This is a genomic window from Streptomyces sp. NPDC097107 (assembly GCF_044762405.1).
Classification (GTDB): Bacteria; Actinomycetota; Actinomycetes; order Streptomycetales; family Streptomycetaceae; genus Streptomyces; species Streptomyces thinghirensis.
The window spans coordinates 40174-58702 of sequence record NZ_JBIWEF010000009.1; the positions used below are offsets into that span (position 1 = coordinate 40174).

General features: G+C 69.4%; 20 protein-coding genes and 5 pseudogenes. 16 read left to right on the plus strand and 9 right to left on the minus strand.

Translation table 11 applies throughout. From position 1 onward, the window contains the following. Positions 1-3 precede the first annotated feature (3 nt). Together ACIQ1J_RS21880 and ACIQ1J_RS21885 are read left to right on the plus strand one after the other, a co-directional pair. Positions 4-1488 carry an alpha/beta hydrolase gene (locus ACIQ1J_RS21880; protein WP_403558899.1) on the plus strand — a complete coding sequence of 495 codons (1485 nt, stop codon included), beginning with the start codon at positions 4-6 and terminating at the stop codon, positions 1486-1488. Positions 1489-1501: 13 nt separating this feature from the next. Further along, the gene (locus ACIQ1J_RS21885; protein WP_403558901.1) at positions 1502-2155 is read left to right on the plus strand and encodes a hypothetical protein; all 654 of its coding nucleotides are present in this window, start codon (positions 1502-1504) and stop codon (positions 2153-2155) included. 88 nt (positions 2156-2243) lie between these two features. On the opposite strand, the pseudogene ACIQ1J_RS21890 reads toward ACIQ1J_RS21885, so the two are convergent. Beyond that, a pseudogene (locus ACIQ1J_RS21890) lies at positions 2244-2429 on the minus strand (triose-phosphate isomerase); the annotation flags it as partial. A 367-nt stretch (positions 2430-2796) separates the two neighbouring features. On the opposite strand from ACIQ1J_RS21890, the gene ACIQ1J_RS21895 reads away from it, so the two are divergent. Further along, entirely contained in the window at positions 2797-3309 is a 513-nt protein-coding gene (locus tag ACIQ1J_RS21895) for an ATP-binding protein (RefSeq protein WP_403558903.1), read from the plus strand. A 99-nt stretch (positions 3310-3408) separates the two neighbouring features. On the opposite strand, the gene ACIQ1J_RS21900 is transcribed toward ACIQ1J_RS21895, so the two are convergent. Next, positions 3409-4098: a GAF and ANTAR domain-containing protein gene (locus tag ACIQ1J_RS21900; protein ID WP_403559671.1), complete on the minus strand. Its 690-nt coding sequence runs from the start codon at positions 4096-4098 to the stop codon at positions 3409-3411. A 96-nt stretch (positions 4099-4194) separates the two neighbouring features. Beyond that, positions 4195-4511 (minus strand): annotated as a pseudogene (locus ACIQ1J_RS21905) (VOC family protein); the annotation flags it as partial. Positions 4512-5431: 920 nt separating this feature from the next. Here ACIQ1J_RS21905 and cutA point away from each other — a divergent pair. The 10 genes and pseudogenes from cutA (at position 5432) to ACIQ1J_RS21955 (ending at position 12022) form a co-directional block, all read left to right on the plus strand. Continuing rightward, positions 5432-5767 (plus strand): divalent-cation tolerance protein CutA, encoded by a 336-nt coding sequence (gene cutA / locus ACIQ1J_RS21910; protein WP_403558906.1) that lies wholly within the window; start codon positions 5432-5434, stop codon positions 5765-5767. 504 nt (positions 5768-6271) lie between these two features. Beyond that, the gene (locus ACIQ1J_RS21915; protein ID WP_403558908.1) at positions 6272-6445 is read left to right on the plus strand and encodes a hypothetical protein; all 174 of its coding nucleotides are present in this window, start codon (positions 6272-6274) and stop codon (positions 6443-6445) included. A gap of 229 nt (positions 6446-6674) precedes the next feature. Then, entirely contained in the window at positions 6675-7010 is a 336-nt protein-coding gene (locus ACIQ1J_RS21920; RefSeq protein ID WP_403558911.1) for an ArsR/SmtB family transcription factor, read from the plus strand. Beyond that, a complete protein-coding gene (locus ACIQ1J_RS21925; protein WP_403559674.1) occupies positions 7010-7735 on the plus strand; it encodes a cation transporter in 726 nt (241 codons plus the stop codon). The genes ACIQ1J_RS21920 and ACIQ1J_RS21925 overlap by 1 nt, the downstream gene beginning before the upstream one ends. 431 nt (positions 7736-8166) lie before the next feature. After that, positions 8167-8337, plus strand: a complete 171-nt coding sequence (locus tag ACIQ1J_RS21930) for a hypothetical protein (RefSeq protein WP_403558914.1) — start codon at positions 8167-8169, stop codon at positions 8335-8337. A gap of 4 nt (positions 8338-8341) precedes the next feature. Beyond that, positions 8342-8740: an iron-sulfur cluster assembly scaffold protein gene (locus ACIQ1J_RS21935; protein ID WP_403558917.1), complete on the plus strand. Its 399-nt coding sequence runs from the start codon at positions 8342-8344 to the stop codon at positions 8738-8740. Beyond that, complete coding sequence (locus ACIQ1J_RS21940) at positions 8733-9932, plus strand: cysteine desulfurase family protein (RefSeq protein WP_403558920.1); 1200 nt, start codon at positions 8733-8735, stop codon at positions 9930-9932. The genes ACIQ1J_RS21935 and ACIQ1J_RS21940 overlap by 8 nt, the downstream gene beginning before the upstream one ends. A gap of 13 nt (positions 9933-9945) precedes the next feature. Continuing rightward, positions 9946-10350: pseudogene (locus ACIQ1J_RS21945) on the plus strand (AMP-binding protein); the annotation flags it as partial. Positions 10351-10372: 22 nt separating this feature from the next. Continuing rightward, a complete protein-coding gene (locus ACIQ1J_RS21950; protein ID WP_403558923.1) occupies positions 10373-11410 on the plus strand; it encodes an AMP-binding protein in 1038 nt (345 codons plus the stop codon). Continuing rightward, entirely contained in the window at positions 11411-12022 is a 612-nt protein-coding gene (locus ACIQ1J_RS21955; RefSeq protein WP_403558926.1) for a flavin reductase family protein, read from the plus strand. Positions 12023-12158: 136 nt separating this feature from the next. Here the strand turns inward: ACIQ1J_RS21955 and ACIQ1J_RS21960 are convergent. After that, positions 12159-12314 (minus strand): annotated as a pseudogene (locus tag ACIQ1J_RS21960) (IS5/IS1182 family transposase); the annotation flags it as partial. 379 nt (positions 12315-12693) lie between these two features. Between ACIQ1J_RS21960 and ACIQ1J_RS21965 the strand changes: the two are divergent. Further along, entirely contained in the window at positions 12694-12915 is a 222-nt protein-coding gene (locus tag ACIQ1J_RS21965) for a hypothetical protein (RefSeq protein WP_403558929.1), read from the plus strand. A gap of 228 nt (positions 12916-13143) precedes the next feature. Here ACIQ1J_RS21965 and ACIQ1J_RS21970 read toward each other — a convergent pair whose 3' ends face one another. Together ACIQ1J_RS21970 and ACIQ1J_RS21975 are read right to left on the minus strand one after the other, a co-directional pair. After that, positions 13144-13503 carry a hypothetical protein gene (locus tag ACIQ1J_RS21970; RefSeq protein ID WP_210961884.1) on the minus strand — a complete coding sequence of 120 codons (360 nt, stop codon included), beginning with the start codon at positions 13501-13503 and terminating at the stop codon, positions 13144-13146. 127 nt (positions 13504-13630) lie between these two features. Then, positions 13631-13891 carry a hypothetical protein gene (locus ACIQ1J_RS21975; protein WP_403558932.1) on the minus strand — a complete coding sequence of 87 codons (261 nt, stop codon included), beginning with the start codon at positions 13889-13891 and terminating at the stop codon, positions 13631-13633. A gap of 173 nt (positions 13892-14064) precedes the next feature. Between ACIQ1J_RS21975 and ACIQ1J_RS21980 the strand changes: the two genes are divergently transcribed. Then, complete coding sequence (locus ACIQ1J_RS21980; RefSeq protein ID WP_403558934.1) at positions 14065-14634, plus strand: GNAT family N-acetyltransferase; 570 nt, start codon at positions 14065-14067, stop codon at positions 14632-14634. Positions 14635-14958: 324 nt separating this feature from the next. On the opposite strand, the gene ACIQ1J_RS21985 is transcribed toward ACIQ1J_RS21980, so the two are convergent. After that, a complete protein-coding gene (locus ACIQ1J_RS21985; RefSeq protein WP_403558937.1) occupies positions 14959-15456 on the minus strand; it encodes a hypothetical protein in 498 nt (165 codons plus the stop codon). Between the two features lie 45 nt (positions 15457-15501). Between ACIQ1J_RS21985 and ACIQ1J_RS21990 the strand changes: the two genes are divergently transcribed. Then, a complete protein-coding gene (locus ACIQ1J_RS21990) occupies positions 15502-16038 on the plus strand; it encodes a dihydrofolate reductase family protein (protein WP_403558939.1) in 537 nt (178 codons plus the stop codon). Positions 16039-16320: 282 nt separating this feature from the next. On the opposite strand, the pseudogene ACIQ1J_RS21995 reads toward ACIQ1J_RS21990, so the two are convergent. Together ACIQ1J_RS21995 and ACIQ1J_RS22000 are read right to left on the minus strand one after the other, a co-directional pair. Continuing rightward, positions 16321-16518, minus strand: a pseudogene (locus ACIQ1J_RS21995) (aminoglycoside phosphotransferase family protein); the annotation flags it as partial. A gap of 259 nt (positions 16519-16777) precedes the next feature. Then, positions 16778-18040 (minus strand): MFS transporter, encoded by a 1263-nt coding sequence (locus ACIQ1J_RS22000; RefSeq protein WP_403558942.1) that lies wholly within the window; start codon positions 18038-18040, stop codon positions 16778-16780. Between the last annotated feature and the right edge of the window lie 489 nt (positions 18041-18529).

The following is an 18529-nucleotide window of genomic DNA, read 5'->3' on the forward strand; positions in this document are numbered from 1 at the left end:
CAGATGCACCGAACCTTGTCCCTCGCCATCGCCACCACCGTGGTGGCGGTGACCGCGGTCCCAGGAGTGGCGGTGGCGGCGACGCCAGACTCCGTGCAATGGGGCCCGTGCTCGGAGGAGGCCGCCTCTGAAAAGGGCGCGGTCGCGGAGAAGGCCGCGTTGCCCCGACTGGAGTGTTCGACCCTCCAGGTTCCGCTGGACTACCGGGATCCGGACGGCCGACAGATCGAGATCGCGATCTCCCGGCTGGCCAGCAAGGTACCTTCGCAGCGCCGCGGCGTGCTGCTGACCAGCCCGGGCGGCCCCGGTATCACGGGACTCGGCTACCCGGCCGTCCTCGCCGGCTCAGGGCTGCCGCAGGAGGTGCTGGACTCCTACGACGTGATCGGCTTCGACCCGCGGGGCGTCGGCCGCAGCACGCCGGTGACCTGCGATCTGACGCCGCAGCAGCAGGCACGGGGCAACGTCCCGCCGTACGCGCACACCGCGGCCGAAGTCGCGCGCGAGGCGCCGCACGCGCGGGCCGTCGCCGAGCAGTGCACCACTTCGCGGACGGCGTGGATGCTGCCGCACACCACCACCGCGAACACCGCGCGCGACATGGACCGGATCCGGGCGGCGCTGGGTGAGCCGCGGCTCTCGTACCTCGGCGCTTCCTACGGCAGCTATCTCGGTGCGGTGTACACGACGATGTTCCCGAAGCGCAGCGACCGCATTGTGCTCGACAGCAACCTGGGCCCCGGTGGCTACGACGTCACAGCCATGCGGTTGCTGGCCCGTGGAATGGAGGACCGGTTCCCGGACTTCGCGGCATTCGCGGCCGCGCATCCCGAGTACGGTCTGGGCACCACGCCGGAGCAGGTGAGGGCGAAGTTCTTCGATCTCGCTGAGCGACTGGAGACGGAACCGGTCCAGGGCTTCGACGCGACGTCGTTCCGCGGAGTCACGTTCGACCGTCTCTACAGCGATGCGGACCTGCCCCTGGTAGCCAGGATCTGGCAGGCACTCGACGCGGACCGGCTGCCGCCGGCGACCCCGCCGTTTCCGGACATGGAGAACTTCATGTCCGCCCGCTTCTCGGTGATCTGCGGTGATAACCGCTGGCCGGAAACGGTCCGGGAGTATCAGCGCAACGTCGCGGTCGACCGGCTGAAGTACCCCATGCTGGGCGGATCCACGGCCAGCATCGGTCCGTGCGCCTTCTGGCCGGACGAGCGGGTCGAGCCGCCGGTGCGCATCGGTGGGCGGGGTCCGTCGAACGTGCTCATGGTGCAGAACGAGCGTGACCCGGGTACACCGCTGGCCGGCGCCCAGAAGCTGCGGCAGGCGTTCGGGAAGCGGGCCGCGATGGTGACGGCCGACCAGGGCGGGCACGGCGTCTATCCGTTCGGGCCCAACGCGTGCGCAAAAGACGCGGCGACCGCGTTCCTGACCACTGGGCAGCGCCCGTCCCAAGACCTCGCCTGCACAGCGGAACCCAGCAACTAGCAGGAGGAGAGGCATGCTCAAGGAGTGGCGGCATCGTCGGGCTGTGCAGCGGGTCAAGCCCGGCAACGGGCGACCGTTGAAGCCCTTCCGCTGGTGGCAGATGCTTACCCGCGCACTGTTCCATCTTCGGCTGGTGAGCCAAGACGGCCGGCAGACGGTCTACGCCGTCGACGTCAAGCATCAGAATCAGTCGGAGGGGCACGTCAAGGCCCACCTGTACCTCGAGGGCAGGCATCACGCCGAGTCCAAGGTCCCCGCCGTCTTCCCCGTCCAGGGCGGCACGGTCGAAGTACGGACCAGCGCCTTCGGGCTCAAGCGCTGCCACTACGTGACCACCGAGGGAGCCGAGCACCAGCTCATCCCGGACCCCTCCTCTGCCGAAGGCCGCCGCGCGCGCTTCGACCGCGCACACCCCGCGCTGAGCCGCTGGATCGGTGTCCTCTCGTCGATCGTGCTCGTCACCGGTCTGGTTCTCCTGGTTCTTCAGCTCGCCGAACAGGTCACCCGGGCGCCGGAGGGCATCGCCCAGCACGTCGGGACCTTCACCTCGCCCATTGACCTATCGGCATGGTCCAACGTCGTGGTCGGGCTCGCTACTGTGACAGCCAGCACGGAGCGGGCGCTGCGGTTGCGCTACAACTGGCTGCTCGACGGCGGAGCGGGCTGACCGCTCCTTCGGAACGCTCGTTGTGGAAGTCGTTCCGCCGCTATGACGACCGCGACTTCAGCGGCCGGGGCCTTGAGCACGGAGAACTTCACGTGCGGGATGTGGCCGGCATCGTTCGAGTCGAGCTTCGGGCACCGCCAATGGCCCAGACGGATTCGTACAGGACGATCGTCGGCCGATCGTTGCGGACACCGGCCAGCGCTGCGTTCACCTGCGCAACGACGTACTCCCGGGCTGTTACGGGGCTCTGCGGTGTCGTCTCCCCCACACGTACGAGGGGGACGACGCGCTCTGGTGCTCATGACGTCATGCCCTGAACCCCGGCGGCGGCGAGCGGGGCGCGCCGGGCCTCGCTCGTGCGCGATGCCCGGCACAGAGGCGTGCTCGATACCGGGGCCGGGTGTGACCGTCCCCCATTACCGGCCGAGGCCGGCAACGGGAGCAGGCCGGCGCCTGCAGCACACGTTCCGGACCACAGGCACCTGGCGGACGCCGGCCCCCGGGGAAATTGCCGGTCACCGCCTGCCACCCCGGTGCCCTGTGGGCGGCTCCCTTAACACGGGCCGTGGCGGGTAGACGGTGCTCAGCCCGCCAGGCGGGACAGAAGAGTACAACTCACACGACTGAGAGTGACGATCTCCATGTCTCAACCGCTTATGAAGCAGGCGGACGGGCAGGGACCGGACCACACTCTGCGTCGGCACCTGGCCTGGAGCGGCCCCCCGCCCCCGGCCGCCCGGGCGCGGGCCGAAGCCGACGCACTGCTGTCCGCCCTGCACCACACGCGCCAGATCACCGTGACACCCCGCGCCGCCGACGACGTGTCGCTCGTGGTCAGCGAGCTGATCGCCAACGCCGCACAGCACGCCCCCGGCCCCGGACGCCTGGAAGTACAGGCAGCCGAACACGGCCGCCTGGTACGGGTCACCGTCTGGGACACCTCGCCCGCCCTGCCCCAGTCACGGCCGGCGGACCCCCACCGCGTCGGCGGACACGGTCTGGAAATCGTCACAGCCCTCAGCAGCCGCCTGTCCGTCCAGCACACCGGGGAAGGCAAATTGATCACCGCCGAAATCCCGCTCCACCAGGCCCGTCCCCCCGACTCCCCCGGCCAGTACTACATCGACGGAGCGCCCGACGGCACTGTCCGATAGAAGTCCCACGACCGCGGCTTCACCCACACCGGGCGTACCCGCGGGCACAACGCCCACTAGATTCCCGGCATGACCGCACCCGGCCAAGGCCCACGCTGGTCAGGGTCGGTCGTGCTCGGAGCGGAGCCTCTGCGCGACGTCGCGCAGTTTGATGTTGTGGTGCTGGGAAACGCGGCGCAGCACGCTGAAGGCATCGTCTTCGCTCATGCGGTGGCGTTCCATGAGGATGCCCATGGCTTCGCCGATGGCGTGGCGGGTTTCCATGGCGTGTTCGAGCTGGTCGATGGTGCGGGCGCTGGCCAGGGCGACGGCGGCGTGGGAGGCGAGCATCCAGCCGGCGGTCTCGATGTCTTCGGTGAAGGTGCCGTGGCGGCGGGCGTAGAGGTTGAGGGCTCCGAAATCTTCCTTGTCGGTGTAGAGGAGGATGCCGGCCATGCTGCCGATCCCGAGCCCGCGGGCCGCGTCCGCGTATGCGGGGCAGGCAGGCTGGGGCTGGGTCATGTCGGTGATCCGGTAGGTGCGCTCGCCGTTCTCGCGGCGGGCCAGGTCGTAGCACGGCCCTTCCCCGAGCTCACCCTGGATACGGTCGGACTCGGCGACCATCTCCCCGCACGAGGACAGCGTGATCGCCCGGCCCTTGCGCACCGCCAGGATCCCGGCCGCATCACAGCCCTCCACAAGATCCACCGCCGCCGCCGAGATCGCGTCCAGCGTCTCCTGGACCGACGTCTTCTCCAGAAGATCCCGGGCCAGCACAGCCATCTGCTCAGCGAACCTCTGCCACTGCATCATCCACTCACCACCCGCCTGGAGTCCGCTCACCCTAACGCCCCAGGGCACGCCCGCCGTCGAGTACACCACCTAAACCGGAATGAGAGGCAGTCCCGACCCCAGGCCCACATCCGTCTGGGTGGCGCCGAGGCCGAGTATTCTGGTCACCTCGTCCTCGGTGCTGCCGTCGATCGGGCTGACGTCGAGGTGGACCCGGTTCTTCACGGTCTTGCCCTCGGGTACCTGGGTGAACAGCAGGGTGGGCGGCATCTGACGGGCCCGGACATCCTCTTCGCTCGGCACCCAGGAGCCGATCTCGACCTTGCCCTCGCTCCGGTCGATCACCTGAAGTCCAGGACCTCGCACCAGAAGGCCGCGAGCCTCTCCGGATCGTGGCAGCCAACGGCCAACTCGGTGAACCTACTTGTCATGACTCCACCCCCAGGTAGTGCGGATGGGGCTCAGAGTATTGGCTACGCCGCCCGTCCGACAGACCCGCGATCCTCCTGGCTGACCAGGGCCGTCAGACGGGCTCGACCTGGCATCAGGTACGCGAGAAGCCCCTGGCAGAAACCGGATTGCGAAGATCACGTCCCGCGGTGGATTCACGATCACAAGCCCTTCCTCGACGGCATCAACTCCCTGACGTACCGCACCCCCCCCAAAGGTGACGCCGCACCCACCGGTCTCGTCGACCGGCACCACCGAAGGACACAGCGGCGTCTACCCCCTGGTGACAAGCGGCGCGAGGTCCCGGACCGGGAACCGTGTGCCGTCCTGACGGGTGGACTGCCGCACAAGCATCTGCTCCGTCGATGAGGCAGGCCCGTGCCGACATGAGCGCGCCGGCATCGTGCGTGAACCGTCCGCCGCAGTGGCACGGCGTCGCCACGCGCTGCGAGGAGTCCTTCGCCGCCTGGCCGCGCAAGAGCGCAATGTCGCCCTGATCACCGGCGGCAACAACCTCAGCGCAACGCCTGCCTGGCCGACCGATCGACCCAGGTCTGTCGCTGCTCAAAAGCTGCGCGCGGAGATCGAGGCTTTCCCGACCAACCGGTCTGCTCCGCCCCGCGGGTGGCAGACGGACGAGCGCCAAATCGCACTGTGCGTCGGCCAGGTCGATGCAGACCCAGTTCGGGGCGCGCCCGATGCACGGGGCGCGAATAACACGGTGAGCTCCGTCGAGACTTGGTCCGCTGCATCCAGGCTCCGGTCCTGGACTCCTACGGCGTCGCCGAGCGGCTGTGCTCCTGGCGGCGGGTCTGATCTGATCTCCTGGTCCGGCAGCGGGTTCGTAACAGCAACGTCCGCTGGATAGCGTCGTGCTACACCGAACTGGGAGGGCAGTTGCATGGCCAGCGAGATCGTGATTGCGCAGACCACCATCGATGACGAGGAACAGGCGAGGGTTCTTGCCCGCGGCGCGGTGGAGAACCGGCTGGCCGCCTGTGCCCACATCGACCAGCCGTTCACCGCGGTGTATCGCTGGAAGAACGCCATCGAGACGGCGCAGGAGTGGAGGATCTCGTACAAGACGACCACGGGTCGGCTGCCGGAACTGGAAGCCTGGGTGTCACAGCAGCACAGCTACGAGGTACCTGAGTGGATCACTCTTCCGGTGACTGGAGGGTCTGAGGCCTACCTGGCGTGGGTCGTCGACGAGTCTTCGCCGCAGTCTGCTGGGTGATCCTGCACGCGGCGAACCGCTGCAGATGATGCGCGAGCTCGCGCTCGCTGGCCGGGAGCCGAGAGGCGACGGCCTGAGCGCGGGCTCTGCCCATGGTGTTGGGCCGGGCTTCGTACTGGGCGGTCGAGGCACGGGCGTAGCCGAGACGGACGTGTCCGGCCGGTTCGGCGCCGGTGCTCACCGGCCGGGGCAGCTCGGTCCACGCAGACTCCCGGCTTCCGTACGGCAGAGGTCGGCACGCTCAGGGCGCTGGCGCGTTGAGGCATGAGGCGGAAGCGGGCGGTGTGGTACTGGGTGGCCACCTTACTCTTACCGGTCCGGCACGGGGAGCCTGCGCGGGCGGCGCAGGTGACCATCGGGCAGTCGTGCGATTCCACGCGCTTGAAGTCGCTGCCCACGACCCCGGACTGACTGACGGCTCCCTGCTGCGGTGGGCCCTCACCGGCGACGGCGATCCCGCCGCCCTGCTCCGCGCGATCTTGACCACCTATTTGGGAGGACCTCATGACCTTCAGCGCCACCGTCTTCATCGGCACCAGCCTCGACGGCTACATCGCCCGCCCCGACGACGACATCGAATGGCTGACCTCGCGCGGCGAAAAGGCCGGCGACCTCGGCTTCTTCGAGTTCCCCGACTCGGTCGACGCCGTGATCGTGGGCAGCAACACCTACAGGTAGCGGCCGGACGCGGCCAGGTCACGCCGCGCGGTGCTTCGCCGGACGCGGGCAGGGCGCATCACGCGCCTCCGTTCAGGTGGGTGGCCAAGTCACCGTCTCTGCGGCGGCAGCATCCGGCGACCTGTAACGCCGGTCGCACGACAGTCCCGGCCTGCTGCGCCCCGTCCCCTGCGCCAGCTCCATCTGTTCAGGCTTCCTTGAATTCAGGTTCCCGTGTATCGTCAGTGGTGTGCTGAAACTCGCCCAAGACATCGAGGCACTGGCACGGTTCGGCCGTGCCCTGGCCGATCCGATCCGCTGCCGGCTGCTGCTCGTCCTGCGATCGGCTCCCGCTTACCCGTCCGACCTGGCGGACGCGCTGGGCATTTCCCGGACACGGCTTTCGAATCATCTGGCGTGTCTGCGCGATTGCGGGTTGGTCGTGGCAGTGCCCGAGGGCCGCCGCACCCGCTACGAACTCGCCGACGCCCGCTTGGGGCATGCGCTGGACGACCTACGCAGCGCCGTGGTGGCTGTCGCCGAGGACGGCACGTGCCCGGATGCCGCAGAAAAGGGCTGCTGCTGATGGCGTCGGCGATCTCTCTCGGTCCGGCTCCGGCTCGCCGGGACGCCCTGGCCCGCCGCATACGGTTCCTGGTCGCAGTCACGATCGCGTACAACGTGATCGAGGCGATCGTCGCCATCACGGCGGGATCGATCGCGTCATCCTCCGCTCTGGTCGGCTTCGGCCTGGACTCGGTGATCGAAGTGTCATCGGCAGCAGCGGTCGCCTGGCAGTTCTCCGCTCGTGAGCACGACGTGCGCGAGGGGCGGGAGAGGAGGGCACTGCGGATCATCGCGGTGTCGTTCTTCGCCCTGGCCACCTTCGTGTCGGTGGACGCGATCCGCTCTCTGGTCGGCAGCAGGGAAGCCGAGTCGTCACTGACCGGTATCGTGCTGGCCGCCGTATCCCTGGCCGCCATGCCGTTCCTGTCCGCCGCACAACGACGAGCCGGCCGGGAACTCGGGTCGGCGTCGGCTGTCGCGGACTCCAAGCAGACCCTGCTGTGCACCTATCTGTCGGCGGTCCTGCTGGTAGGGCTGGTGGCCAACGCGGCGTTCGGCTGGTCCTGGGCGGACCCGACAGCGGCTCTGGTGATCGCGGTGATCGCTGTCAAGGAGGGCCGGGAGGCATGGCGCGGGGGCGGTTGCTGTGCCCCGGCCGGGCTGAGCAGGCTCAAGGCCGGCCCCGATCCCGCCGAGCCGGCGGCCACCTGCGGCTGCGCCCCGGGGTGCGACTGCCGCAACTGACCTGCTGTCCGACGGCTGGAGCATCCTGCCGTCGCACAACTTCACAAGGGGGAAGCGACTATCGGCCTCCTGAGCTCACGCACCAGCTCAGGGGGCTTGCTTCAGTGCGCCCGGAGCGCCACGGCCACCACGGGCCCTACCGATCGGTGGCAGTTGAGGGGCCCCGAAGTTTCCGGACAGGCACCCAATAGGGTTGTCCTGAACAAGGAAACGAGGAAGAAGTGGCGCCACCCAGTAAGCGCGTATCAAGGGTGACTTACCTGACCCGCGAGGGCGCCCGGCAGGACATCACTCGCTACATCGAATTCTGGTACAATCGCAGACGCCTCCACTCGGCGGTGGGTTACCGCCCTCCGCGCGAAGTCCACGCCGAGTATGAGAAGTTGCGAATCGCCGTGTGAAATAGACGGTCAGAAGCCTGTCCGGAAAACGTGAGGCCCCTCACCCCCTGCCCGTGCGGCCGCACCGGGCAGGCCGTGTCCTTCCGCCGCCGCCTGCAGGGCGCCGAACTCGGCTGCTGCGCAGTGAGCATCGAGAAGTTCATCGACAGCCAGGAGATCGCCGCCGAGTGCGAGGTCCCCGCCGCGTCGGTGGAGGGCTGACACGATGCCGCGCTACAGCCAGACCGTGATCGACCACTTCACCAACCCGCGCAACGCCGGCGAACTCAACGCCCCGGACGTGCGCGCGTTCATCGGCAACCCGGTGTGCGGGGACCAGATCATGCTCACCGCCCGCATCGCGGACGGGGCCGTCGCGGAGATCCGCTTCCGCGCTCAAGGCTGCGCCGCCTCGCTGGCCACCGCCAGCGTCATCACCGAGGCCGCCCTGGGCGTGAAGCTGGCCGACATCGAGGCGTGGGACGACGAGCGGGTCGAGGCCCTGCTCGGCGGCCTCGCGCCCGACCAGCGGCACGTCGCCGCGCTCGGCCGACAGGTGGCGCATCGCCTGGTGACCAACCACCGGGAGGGAGTGGACGATGACACGCCCCTCATCTGTGCCTAGCCCGCAGGCGCCCGCCGCGGGCGAAGCGGGCCTCTACCTCGACCACGCGGCCACCAGTCCCGTCTGCGCGGAAGCGGCCGAGGCGGTGCTGCGCGGGATGCGCATCACCGGCAACCCCTCCAGCCGGCACGACGCCGGCGACGAGGCCAAGGACGCCCTGGAAACCTCCCGCCGGCAGATGGCCGCGCTGCTGGACTGCGCACCCGGCGACGTCGTCCTCACCGCAGGCGGGTCAGAGGCCGACGCACTCGCCGTCGTCGGCACCGTGCTGGCCGCAACGGCCCGCTCCACCCATGTGATCTCGACAGCTGTCGAGCACTCCGCCGTCCTGGAACCCTGCGCGATGGCCGGCGAACTGGGCGCCGAGATCACCATCCTGCGACCGGATTCCGCGGGCCGGATCGACCCCGATGACGTACGGCGCGCTCTCCGACCGGACACGGTACTGGTGTCGGTGATGCACGCCAACAACGAAACCGGCGTCCTGCAACCGGTATCGGAGATCGCCCATATCGCGCACGAGGCCGGCGCGCTGATGCACAGCGACGCGGTGCAGACCGCGGGCAAGGTGGGCCTGGCCGGTCTGGGCGCGGACCTGGTGTCCGTCTCCGCTCACAAGTTCTACGGCCCCAAGGGCGTCGGCGCGCTGAAAGTCGCGCCCAGGGTGCGGCTGGCGCCGCTGATCCGCGGCGGCAGCCAGGAGCGGGGCCTGCGGGCGGGCACCGAGAACGTGCCCGGCATCCTCGGCATGGCAGCGGCCGCCGACGCGGCCCTGCGCCACCTGAACGATTCCGCCTTCCAGGAGCGCCGGCACGCGCTGCGGGCCCGGCTGCTCAAGGAACTGGAAGCCGCCGGCGACATCACCGTCAACGGGGACGGCGCTCCCTGCCTGCCGGAGACGCTGAACGGGTCCTTCGCCGGGGTCCGCGGTGACACCCTCGTCGACCTGCTCGCCGTGCACGGCGTCTGCGTATCGGCCGGGTCCGCTTGCCACGCGGGCAGCGACGAACCCTCCCACGTGCTCACCGCGATGGGCATCCCCGCCGAACGCGCCCGCTCGGCCGTCCGGTTCAGCCCCGGCCGCACCACCAGCCTGGACGACGCCGCCGCGGCAGCCGCGCTGACCGCCGACCTCGTCGGCCGGCTGCGGGCGCTCGGCCCGGCCGACGCACCCCAGCCCGCCCACGCCTAGGAACGGGTGCCGGGCACTCGCCGCCCTGTGGGGCTGCCTGCTCGCCGGCCTGGTCCCCTGCACCGTCACCGTGCCGCCCAGCCCGCAGGACGAAGCAGCGACCGGCACCCGCCAGTTCCGAGCCGTCGTCACGGTCACCGAAACCGCGGCCGTCATCACCGCCGACACCGAAACAGCTACCGCCCTCACCACCATCGGAGGGCCCCGCTACCTGACCATCGCGGACCTCGACCGCCCGCCCGCGTCCGACGGACAACTCCCCGTGCCGGACCCGGACGACGCGCACCACGTCCAGCTCACCTCCGGCTCCACCAGCGCCCCCAAAGCGGCAGTGCTGACCTACGCCCAGGTCACCGCGAACGTCCGCGCCATCCACCGCGCCCTGGAACTGGACCCGGGGAGGGACCGGGTCTGCCACTATCTGCCGCTCCAACCACGACATGGGCTTCATCCTGTCCCTGTCCACCCTGACCCGCGGCGTACCGCTGGACCTGATGCCGTCCATCAGCTTCCTTCGCGACCCGCTGTCCTGGCTGCGGCACATCTCCCGGCGCGGCGCCACCATCACCACCGCACCGCCCTTCGGCTACCGCACCGCCACCGCACGCTTCCGTCGCACCCCCGAAATCGACCTCGACCTGACCACCCTGCGCCAGGCGTACGTCGGAGCCGAACCCATACCGCTGCAGGCCCTGACCGATTTCCGCGACACCTTCGCCAAACAGAACCTCGACGAAGCCGCGATCATCCCCTGCTACGGCATGGCCGAGACGGTACTCGCCGCCACCATGTCCCTCAACCGGCGCGAGCCCGGCGACCTGTCCTGGGGCCGGGAGAAGGCCCTGCGCCTGGACCGCGAGGACCTGCACCACCACAACAAGGTCACCGACGCCCATGGCGACCGGCCCTCGATCACCGTCATCGCCTGCGGCACTCCTCTCGGCGGCCTCACCGTCCATGTCCGCACTCCCGACGGCACCGAGTGCGCCGACGACGAGATCGGAGAGATCCACCTGCGCGGTGACTCCGTCATGGCCGGCTACCTCCAACCCGGAGGCGCCACCGCCCCGGTCACCGACCGCACCCACGCCAGCGGCGACCTCGGCTTCATCCGCGACGGCGACCTGTACATCGTCGGCCGGGCGAAGGAGCTGCTCATCGTCAACGGCCGCAACCTGCCGCCCTACGACGTCGAGGAGACCATCGAAACCCACCCCGACATCGACGCCGGCAACAGCGTCGTCTTCTCCTACACCGACGAGACGGGCGAACACGTCGTGGCCCTGGTCGAAACCCGGCTGCGGGCCGACCAGCACGAACGAATCGAACGGGAAACGGCGACGCTGGTCCGCCAGTCCTTCGGCTTCAACCTGCGGGACGTGATCGTGCTGCGGCGCGGCGGCATCCCCCGCACCACCAGCGGCAAGCGCCAACGCAGCCGCGTCCGCGAGGACTACCTGACGGGGAGGCCGGCCTAGATGCCGCACAGCACCGTGCCCCGCACACCCCCAGCCATCCATGACACCGATTCCGCTGAGCGACGGCAGCGGTTCCGCCGCGTCATGGGCGAACTCGCCGCCGGAGTCACGGTGCTGACCACCACGTCCCCGAGCGGCCCCGTCGGCATGACCACCAGCGCCGTCACCTCGCTGTCACTGGACCCGCTGCTCATCCTGGCCTACCTGGCCAACCGCTCCCGGACCCTCGCCCTCATCCGGGAACACGGCACCTTCGCCGTGAACATCCTCGCCGCCACCATGGACCACACCTCGCAGGTCTTCGCCGAGAAGCCCCTGCTGGAGCGGTTCGCCGGCATCCCACACCACCACCAGGACGGCGTGCCCATCCTCGACGACGCCATCGCAGTAGTGACCTGCCGCGTTGACGCCTCACACCCCGGCGGCGACCACACCATCCTCATCGGCGCCGTCATCTCCACCAGGACGGGACAAGGCGATCCGCTGTTGCGCCATCGAGGCGCCTACCACCGTCTTGGCCTACCAGGCGCCGCCGCTGAGCCGTCCCGCGCTCACCAGCCAGTGGAACGCCGCCACGGACCCCTGCGGGGCGAGAGGAACAGCAGCGGATGACAACCTGGACCTCTATAGCGAGCAGGGCCGTAATCGCCGCTCTGACTCCTCGGTTGCGCAGCACCTGAAGATCCGTGCCTTCGAAAGTGGGCGCACAAGCCTCGCCATGGGAGGCGGACAGTGGGGCTTTCCCGCATCGGTCTGAGCTGACCGGATGCAGGGTGAGGACGGCCTGGACGAGACGGGTGGTCCGGGTGGTCGAGCACCGCAGCTTGCGGCATGGGTTACGGACCGTGCCGTCGGAACCCCGGTGGCCCATGTCGGCCCAGCACAAGCCCGCCTCGGTGAGCGCACGAAGCCTCGTGCCGGCGTAGGCGGGCTGTCCGCAGGCGCCGCACAAGCAGATCTTTCCTGTGGTCGGCCATGCCGGGACCTGCGGACGGGAGGGCCTGGCGGCGGGCGCTCGTGTACCCACGTCCAGCGGCGGCGGAGCGGATATTCTTCCTGCCACGCCTGTGACGGGTCAGAACGGTTCCTTGCTGGCCCATGCCCACGCCGAAGCGAGGAGTTCGGTGCTGATGCGAGCGCGATTCGGGGAATTCTGTCCGCCCGCGGGGGCGTGGGTACTGATCCGCAGGGAGTCCAGCGGGCGCGGCCGCCTCGGGACGGGAACATGCACAGCGCGCCGCCCCGCGCGTGCGGGCCGACGCGGACGGGCTGATGCTGGATGCATGGGACGTCGCCCGATAGTCGTCGGTCAGCCGTCGCCGAGCGGCGGTCGGCGGGTCCGCGCGAACGGCGAGATACTGGGCCTGGCGTACGGGATGCGGGACGTCGAGGAGTTCTTGCGGAGGGCCGGGCTGGAGGACGTGGACGTGGAGACGTCGGAGTTGATCGAGTGGCGGGGCGGTGGCCCCGGGGTATGGGAGGCACACGGCTCACGGCCCTGGTGATGACGACACCGCCCGCCTCACTGTCTGCAACCGGCGGCCGCACTCGCTCTCCCCGACCGACTGGATCTCCCCACCACACTCCGCACCGTGCCCAACCGCGCCACGTCCTCGCTGCGGGGCACCACAACCACTACCGCGGCCCCCGTCCGTGGACGAGGCGGTTCGCTCCTGCCCCTGAGCCCAGCGGTCAGGGCCGGTGGCGGCCCACTGGCGGGAGTCAGGTGGTGCTCAGTGATCGGAATAGCTGAAGTCACCCACGGTCCAGGCGCTTACGTCCTCGATCGCCACACGGTACATCCCGCCTGTTTCGGGGATTCCCATCGTGCCCTGCAGAATCCTCGCAACATGGAAGTGCAGATGCGTGGGCGGCCCGTCTCTCTCCACAGGGGTATCGAAGACGGCAGAGAACTCACCCAGGTCGGCGGAGCCCGCCAGTACCTCCGACACCCGCTGCCTCCACACGGCTTCGGGAGCCAGGCGACCGGTGAGGACAGCGCCACCGGTTACCACGGTCAGGGACATCCGGCTGCTTTGCCCGGACTCCACGAGGGCGACAATGTCAACGATCAGCCCGTCAGACTTCGGCATGAGACGGGATTCTATACACCAAGCGGCCCGGACAGTAACACTACTCGGCCAGAGCGGGCACTCACGCCCCTGCCGCCCAAGGCCCGGACATCACGTTCCCCATTCGTCTTTCCCCCTCTGGCGTCGCTCACGCCGCAGGTCCTGATCGGTCTCCTGGAGACGGCCCGGAAGCCCGACCCCGCACAGCGATGCCCCTTCTTCCGGGCCCGGCGATGCGAGTGACGACGCCCAGGACGGATCCGACGTCCCAACGGGTGGCGGCCCGGGTGCCGCCGGTACGGGTGGCGAGGCCCCTGACGAAAGCCCAGCCGGTCATCGCGTCGGTTGCAGGGACCCGGGCGCCGAAGACCTGCGCGGCTTCGCGGGGCAGGCGGGCTGCCGGCTCCACACGCTCCTCGCCGGTGACGCGACGGCCGAGGGCGGCCCCAGGACGGCGGAGACGGCCCCGGGAGCATCAGGGCGTGGTGGGCGGTCCGGCCCGAGAGCCCCCAGAACGTCTGGTGGGCCCGACGACTGCACCGTTATGCTGCCACGTCCTACAGGTCAGGGAGGTTCCGCACCATGAGCAGCAGCACGTTGCCCTTTCCCGATCGGATCGAGCTCACAGGGGAAGGGCTCGTCCTGCGTGACTGGACGGAAGCAGACCTGGCCGTGATGCCGGATCTGTTCGACCATCCCGACATCGCGTACTGGACGCCGATCGTCTCGCCCTTCGACGAAGCGGCCGCTCGCGCACGGCTGGACCGGGAGCGGAAGATGCGGGCGGAGGGCACGACCGTCCTGCTCGCCATCACCATCGACGGCTGCGCGCCGCTTGGCGAGGTGATGCTGCGGCGCGCTCCCGAGGGCACAGAGATCGGCTACGCGGTCGGCCCGGCGTACCGCGGCCAGGGGCTGGCCGCGCGGGCAGTTCGGGTGATGGCCGCCTATGCCTTCGAGCAACCGGGGGTGGAAGAAGTGATCCTGGAGCTGGAGGCCGAGAACACCGCCAGCGTCGCCGTGGCCACCAAGGCGGGCTTCAGCCCGCTCGACGTGCCACTGATCGAGGGAGACGAGAAGGGACGCCCCTATGTCCTGCAGACGTGGGGTCTGCGCGCACCGGCGTCAGCACGGAGCCGGCCACCGTCGTGACGTTCCCGGCCATCCCAACACCATCAGCGGCAGGCCCGGACAGTCCGTGATGACCTGCCGGCGCCTACCATTGATCTTCCTTCGCTGTCGTAGCCGCGTGAGACCGCGGGCACACCGAGGGCCGCCGCCTCGACGGACTGCGAATCCATGACCGCCGTCGTCGGGCGGGCCTGACGCCCTTCAGCCTGGCGGGCCTTCCACCGCAGCCGGCCGTGGAACTCCTGAGCCAGGCCCGTCGTGCGCCACCTGCGGAAGAATGTGCAGATCCGATCTCATGCGGGGAAGTCCGCCGGAAGCGCGCGTCCTGATGTGGTATCGACCGGGCTAAGGGTGCGGCCGATTGCACAGGAAGCAGCCGTCCCAGAGCGGGAGCGCGCTGAGGACGCGGTGGCGCGCGCACGAGGCCATCGCGGCCTCGTGCGGGCCGGGAAGACCGCGTGCGGCGCTGCTCTCGGCGGGTGGGACGCAGGACTCCACCATGGTCGTGAAGCGGTGCAGGTAGTTGTGCACGCGGGGCGGGTGGTAGCCCAGCTCGCTCCAGCGATGTCCGCTCGCCGCGAGTGCTGTGGCACGCGGCACGAAGTCCTTCGCGCGGGCGCGTTCCCGCTCTGTCGTACCCCAGTCGAACTCCGCCAGGTCGAACCCGACGGCACCGCGCCCCATGGCTGTCCGGTCCTGCAGGGGCAGCAGCGCCGCGAAGCGGAGGTCCCACTCCTCTGACGCGAGACCGGACACGGCCAGCATCAGCACGTCGATGAACACCGCGGTGGCGCCATTGGACAGGTCCAGGTCGTGCCCACCGCCGGAGAAGATGTTGCTCACCGACCTATGATGCGATCCCGGCCTCCACCTGCTTGGAGAAGACGCATGACGGATGCGAGCACCGGCAAAGTGGTCGTGAACAGGGCGATGTCCCTCGATGGGTTCATCGCCGGTCCCGGCCACTCGATGGACTGGATTTTCGAGCACATGACGTCGGCGACGTTCCCGGAGGTCATGGCCGCCACGGGCGCCATGCTCATCGGCCGGGGCACGTACGGGGTCGGCAAGCGCATGTCCGACGAGGCCACCGACTACGACGGCGGGGAGAAGTTCGTGCTCACTCACCGCCCGCCCGACGAGCCGGACCCCAACGTCACCTTCCTCACCTGCGACATCGAGGAAGCCGTGGCCACGGCACGCCGCGCCGCCGGCGACAAGAACCTGGAGATCCTCGGCGCCGACGTGGCCGCCCAGTGCCTGCAGCGCGGCCTCGTCGACGAGATCCTGGTGTACGTGCTGCCGGTGCTGCTCGGCGACGGCGTCCGCTTCACGCCACCGAGCCGCGACCGGATCGACCTGGAACCGTGCAGCAATGTCCAGTCAGGCGGGGTCACTGTGCTGCGCTTCCACGTGCGCAAGTAGGCACGGTCGCGGCAGGCGCGGCCGGCCTCTGCGCCGTCCCGAGCACCTGTACGCCGACCGCGGCTATGACCACGAGCTCTACCGGAACAAGGTCCGCCGGTTCCAGATCACCCCGCACATTGCTCGGCGCGGCACCGGGCACGGCTTCGGCGCCTGGGCGTGTACCGCCGGGTCGTGGAAGGAACGATCGTGCTGCTGCACTGGTTCCGCCGCCCGCGTATCCACTGGGAGATCCGCGACGACATGCACCACGCGTTCGTCACCCTCGGCTGCTCCGTCCTGCGTCGTCCCCGGGAGCGCGGCGATCGCGAGCACGGGCGACTTGCACCACAGGACCTTCGGGGTCGGGACCGGAGCGAGGGACATCGCCTCGGCCTCGACGTCGATACGCGCCTGATCGGCGTCGATCTTCAGGAACACGTCACCGACGCGCGAGGTCGCGCGCTCGGAATGGGCGACAACGACTCTGACCTCATCCACGGGCGACCAGTATCCCGGGGGTGATCGCCGATGTCGCCGGGGTTGTCGCGTGCGACTACGCAGCTGACCGCGTCCCGATGCCCGGCGGCGTCCGGCGGCAGAGACGTCTGGCCGGATTGCCCCCTGTCGAGTACGAGACCATCATGACCCCACTCGCAGCGCTGCTTGCATGAACCCCGCTGTGTCGCCTGATCACGCAGCAGTCCCCCCGGGCCCAGGGGCCCGGGGGGCCGAGCTTGAGCAGATGGCGACCTCCTCCTCATCGGCCCGACTCCTCGCGTGGCGCCGGGCCGGTCGAACCCCCTGCCCTTCGTGCCCGCAACGCCCGCCGACAGAGAGTCGGAGTGGGCGCGGCAGCCACCACGAAGATCACGGCGAGCACGGCCCAACCGCCGACCAGTGCCCCTGTGACGAGAGTGGTGATCATTGCCGGCCCAACGGTGGCCACTGCTCCTTCGGTGCTCGCCGCCACTCCCTGGTACTCGCCCTCGGCGTCGCGGCGCATGAGGCGCAGGGAGAGACCCCAGCGGGAAGCGACGTAGTGCAGTTCGCCGTAGATGTGCGCGCCGAGACCGGCAAGGACAACGAGGGAGGACAGCAGGGCATCTGCCGGCCAGGCTGCGGCGGCGAGCAGCAGACAGCAGGCGGCCAGCGCGATGCCGGCTTTCCGGGTCGAGCGGACTGCGCCGCGCAGGCTCTCTCCCTGCCGGGTTACGCGCACTTGGTAGAGAGCGATGAACAGGGAGCTGATGACGACGGCCACCGGTGCCAGCCAGACGGGGGCGGCGGTCTGGTACTGCAGCCACAGGGGGAGTCCGCTGGAGAGCAGCGGCCAGCACAGGGAAAGTAGCGCGGTGGTACTCATCAGAGTCAGGAAGGGGATGTCGCGTACGGCGCGGGTGCCGGAACTCCGCCGGGCGGCGGGCACGGGCGGGGTGGGCGGCAGGCCGATGAGGACCCCGGCGGACAAGAAGGCCGAAAAGGCCACTGTGGTCAGGGCGGCGTAGTAGGGGCCCGCTGTGTCGGTGGACAGGACCCATGCGGCGGCGCCCGCGCCCGCGGCGTAGGTGATGTGCTGGACGACCCGGGCCTGGGCCAGCACCGTGAGGCGCCGGTGATCCGGCATCAGGAGGTACACCAGGGTGACCTTCACGCCTCGGCCAGACGTCTCGGCGGCGGTGAACAGTGCCGCTGCCACCAGCAGGCTCCAGAAACCGTTTGTGGTGAGGAAGAGCAATACCAGAAGTCCGCGGGCGAGGCTGACGGACACGAAGACCTGACGGGCGCCGTGCCGGTCGGCGAGAGCGCCGACCGGCACAGCGGCGAGGAGGCCGGCCCCGCCGCCGAGCCCCATGGCCAAGCCCATGGAGGCGGCGGGGATTCCCTTGACTGACGTCAGATAGACGGCCCACATGCTGAACCACAGGCCGCCGCCGAAGGCCGACACCGCCTCGGAGTACAGCAGTTTCCGTACGGCCCCGCGCTCCTGGCCCGAGCCGTCCTGTACGCCGGCCTTGGACACGATCTCAGATTTCGGCGCACTGCTGTCCCTCACCTGTTCTCCGTCCCGTTCACACCTGGCCCGCACCTAGTACGGATGGGTCAGAAAGCGCGCCGTACGACAGCGTCGACACTCCGGTGAGAAAGGTACCCGAGCGCCCGGCGCGCGGGAATGGTAATTCCCTCACGGACACCGGAGTGAACATACGGACAGACGGCAGCAGCCTGAGTACCCCTCCACAGAAAGGCTATTCACGGGCGTGTCGAAGAGATGCGAACCGGCCATCGGATGCGGGGGAAAGCATGACACGTATGCTTGGCATCATCGTGCCTGGGCTGCGCCTTCTCGGCTGTCAGTGATTTTTGTCGATCTTGCTGCTGATGACCGAATAACGACCACTTCCGGGCATTGACTTGCTCCCCAGGGCGCGGCCTATCGTGCTGGAGTCGCCGCGTTGGCAGACTCTTTGGACGGGCACTCCCTGTCGTCAGCCGAGGAGGAATCCATCAG

Excerpts from the sequence above, each read along its gene's own strand:
- ACIQ1J_RS21950 (WP_403558923.1), top strand. The coding sequence starts at position 10,373 with ATGGGCTTCATCCTGTCCCTGTCCACCCTGACCCGCGGCGTACCGCTG.
- ACIQ1J_RS21980 (WP_403558934.1), top strand. The coding sequence starts at position 14,065 with ATGAGCAGCAGCACGTTGCCCTTTCCCGATCGGATCGAGCTCACAGGG.
- ACIQ1J_RS21955 (WP_403558926.1), top strand. The coding sequence starts at position 11,411 with ATGCCGCACAGCACCGTGCCCCGCACACCCCCAGCCATCCATGACACC.
- ACIQ1J_RS21915 (WP_403558908.1), top strand. The coding sequence starts at position 6,272 with ATGACCTTCAGCGCCACCGTCTTCATCGGCACCAGCCTCGACGGCTAC.
- cutA (WP_403558906.1), top strand. The coding sequence starts at position 5,432 with ATGGCCAGCGAGATCGTGATTGCGCAGACCACCATCGATGACGAGGAA.
- ACIQ1J_RS21965 (WP_403558929.1), top strand. The coding sequence starts at position 12,694 with ATGGGACGTCGCCCGATAGTCGTCGGTCAGCCGTCGCCGAGCGGCGGT.
- ACIQ1J_RS21925 (WP_403559674.1), top strand. The coding sequence starts at position 7,010 with ATGGCGTCGGCGATCTCTCTCGGTCCGGCTCCGGCTCGCCGGGACGCC.
- ACIQ1J_RS21885 (WP_403558901.1), top strand. The coding sequence starts at position 1,502 with ATGCTCAAGGAGTGGCGGCATCGTCGGGCTGTGCAGCGGGTCAAGCCC.
- ACIQ1J_RS21880 (WP_403558899.1), top strand. The coding sequence starts at position 4 with ATGCACCGAACCTTGTCCCTCGCCATCGCCACCACCGTGGTGGCGGTG.
- ACIQ1J_RS21970 (WP_210961884.1), bottom strand. The coding sequence starts at position 13,503 with ATGCCGAAGTCTGACGGGCTGATCGTTGACATTGTCGCCCTCGTGGAG.
- ACIQ1J_RS21895 (WP_403558903.1), top strand. The coding sequence starts at position 2,797 with ATGTCTCAACCGCTTATGAAGCAGGCGGACGGGCAGGGACCGGACCAC.
- ACIQ1J_RS21900 (WP_403559671.1), bottom strand. The coding sequence starts at position 4,098 with ATGCAGTGGCAGAGGTTCGCTGAGCAGATGGCTGTGCTGGCCCGGGAT.
- ACIQ1J_RS21990 (WP_403558939.1), top strand. The coding sequence starts at position 15,502 with ATGACGGATGCGAGCACCGGCAAAGTGGTCGTGAACAGGGCGATGTCC.
- ACIQ1J_RS21935 (WP_403558917.1), top strand. The coding sequence starts at position 8,342 with ATGCCGCGCTACAGCCAGACCGTGATCGACCACTTCACCAACCCGCGC.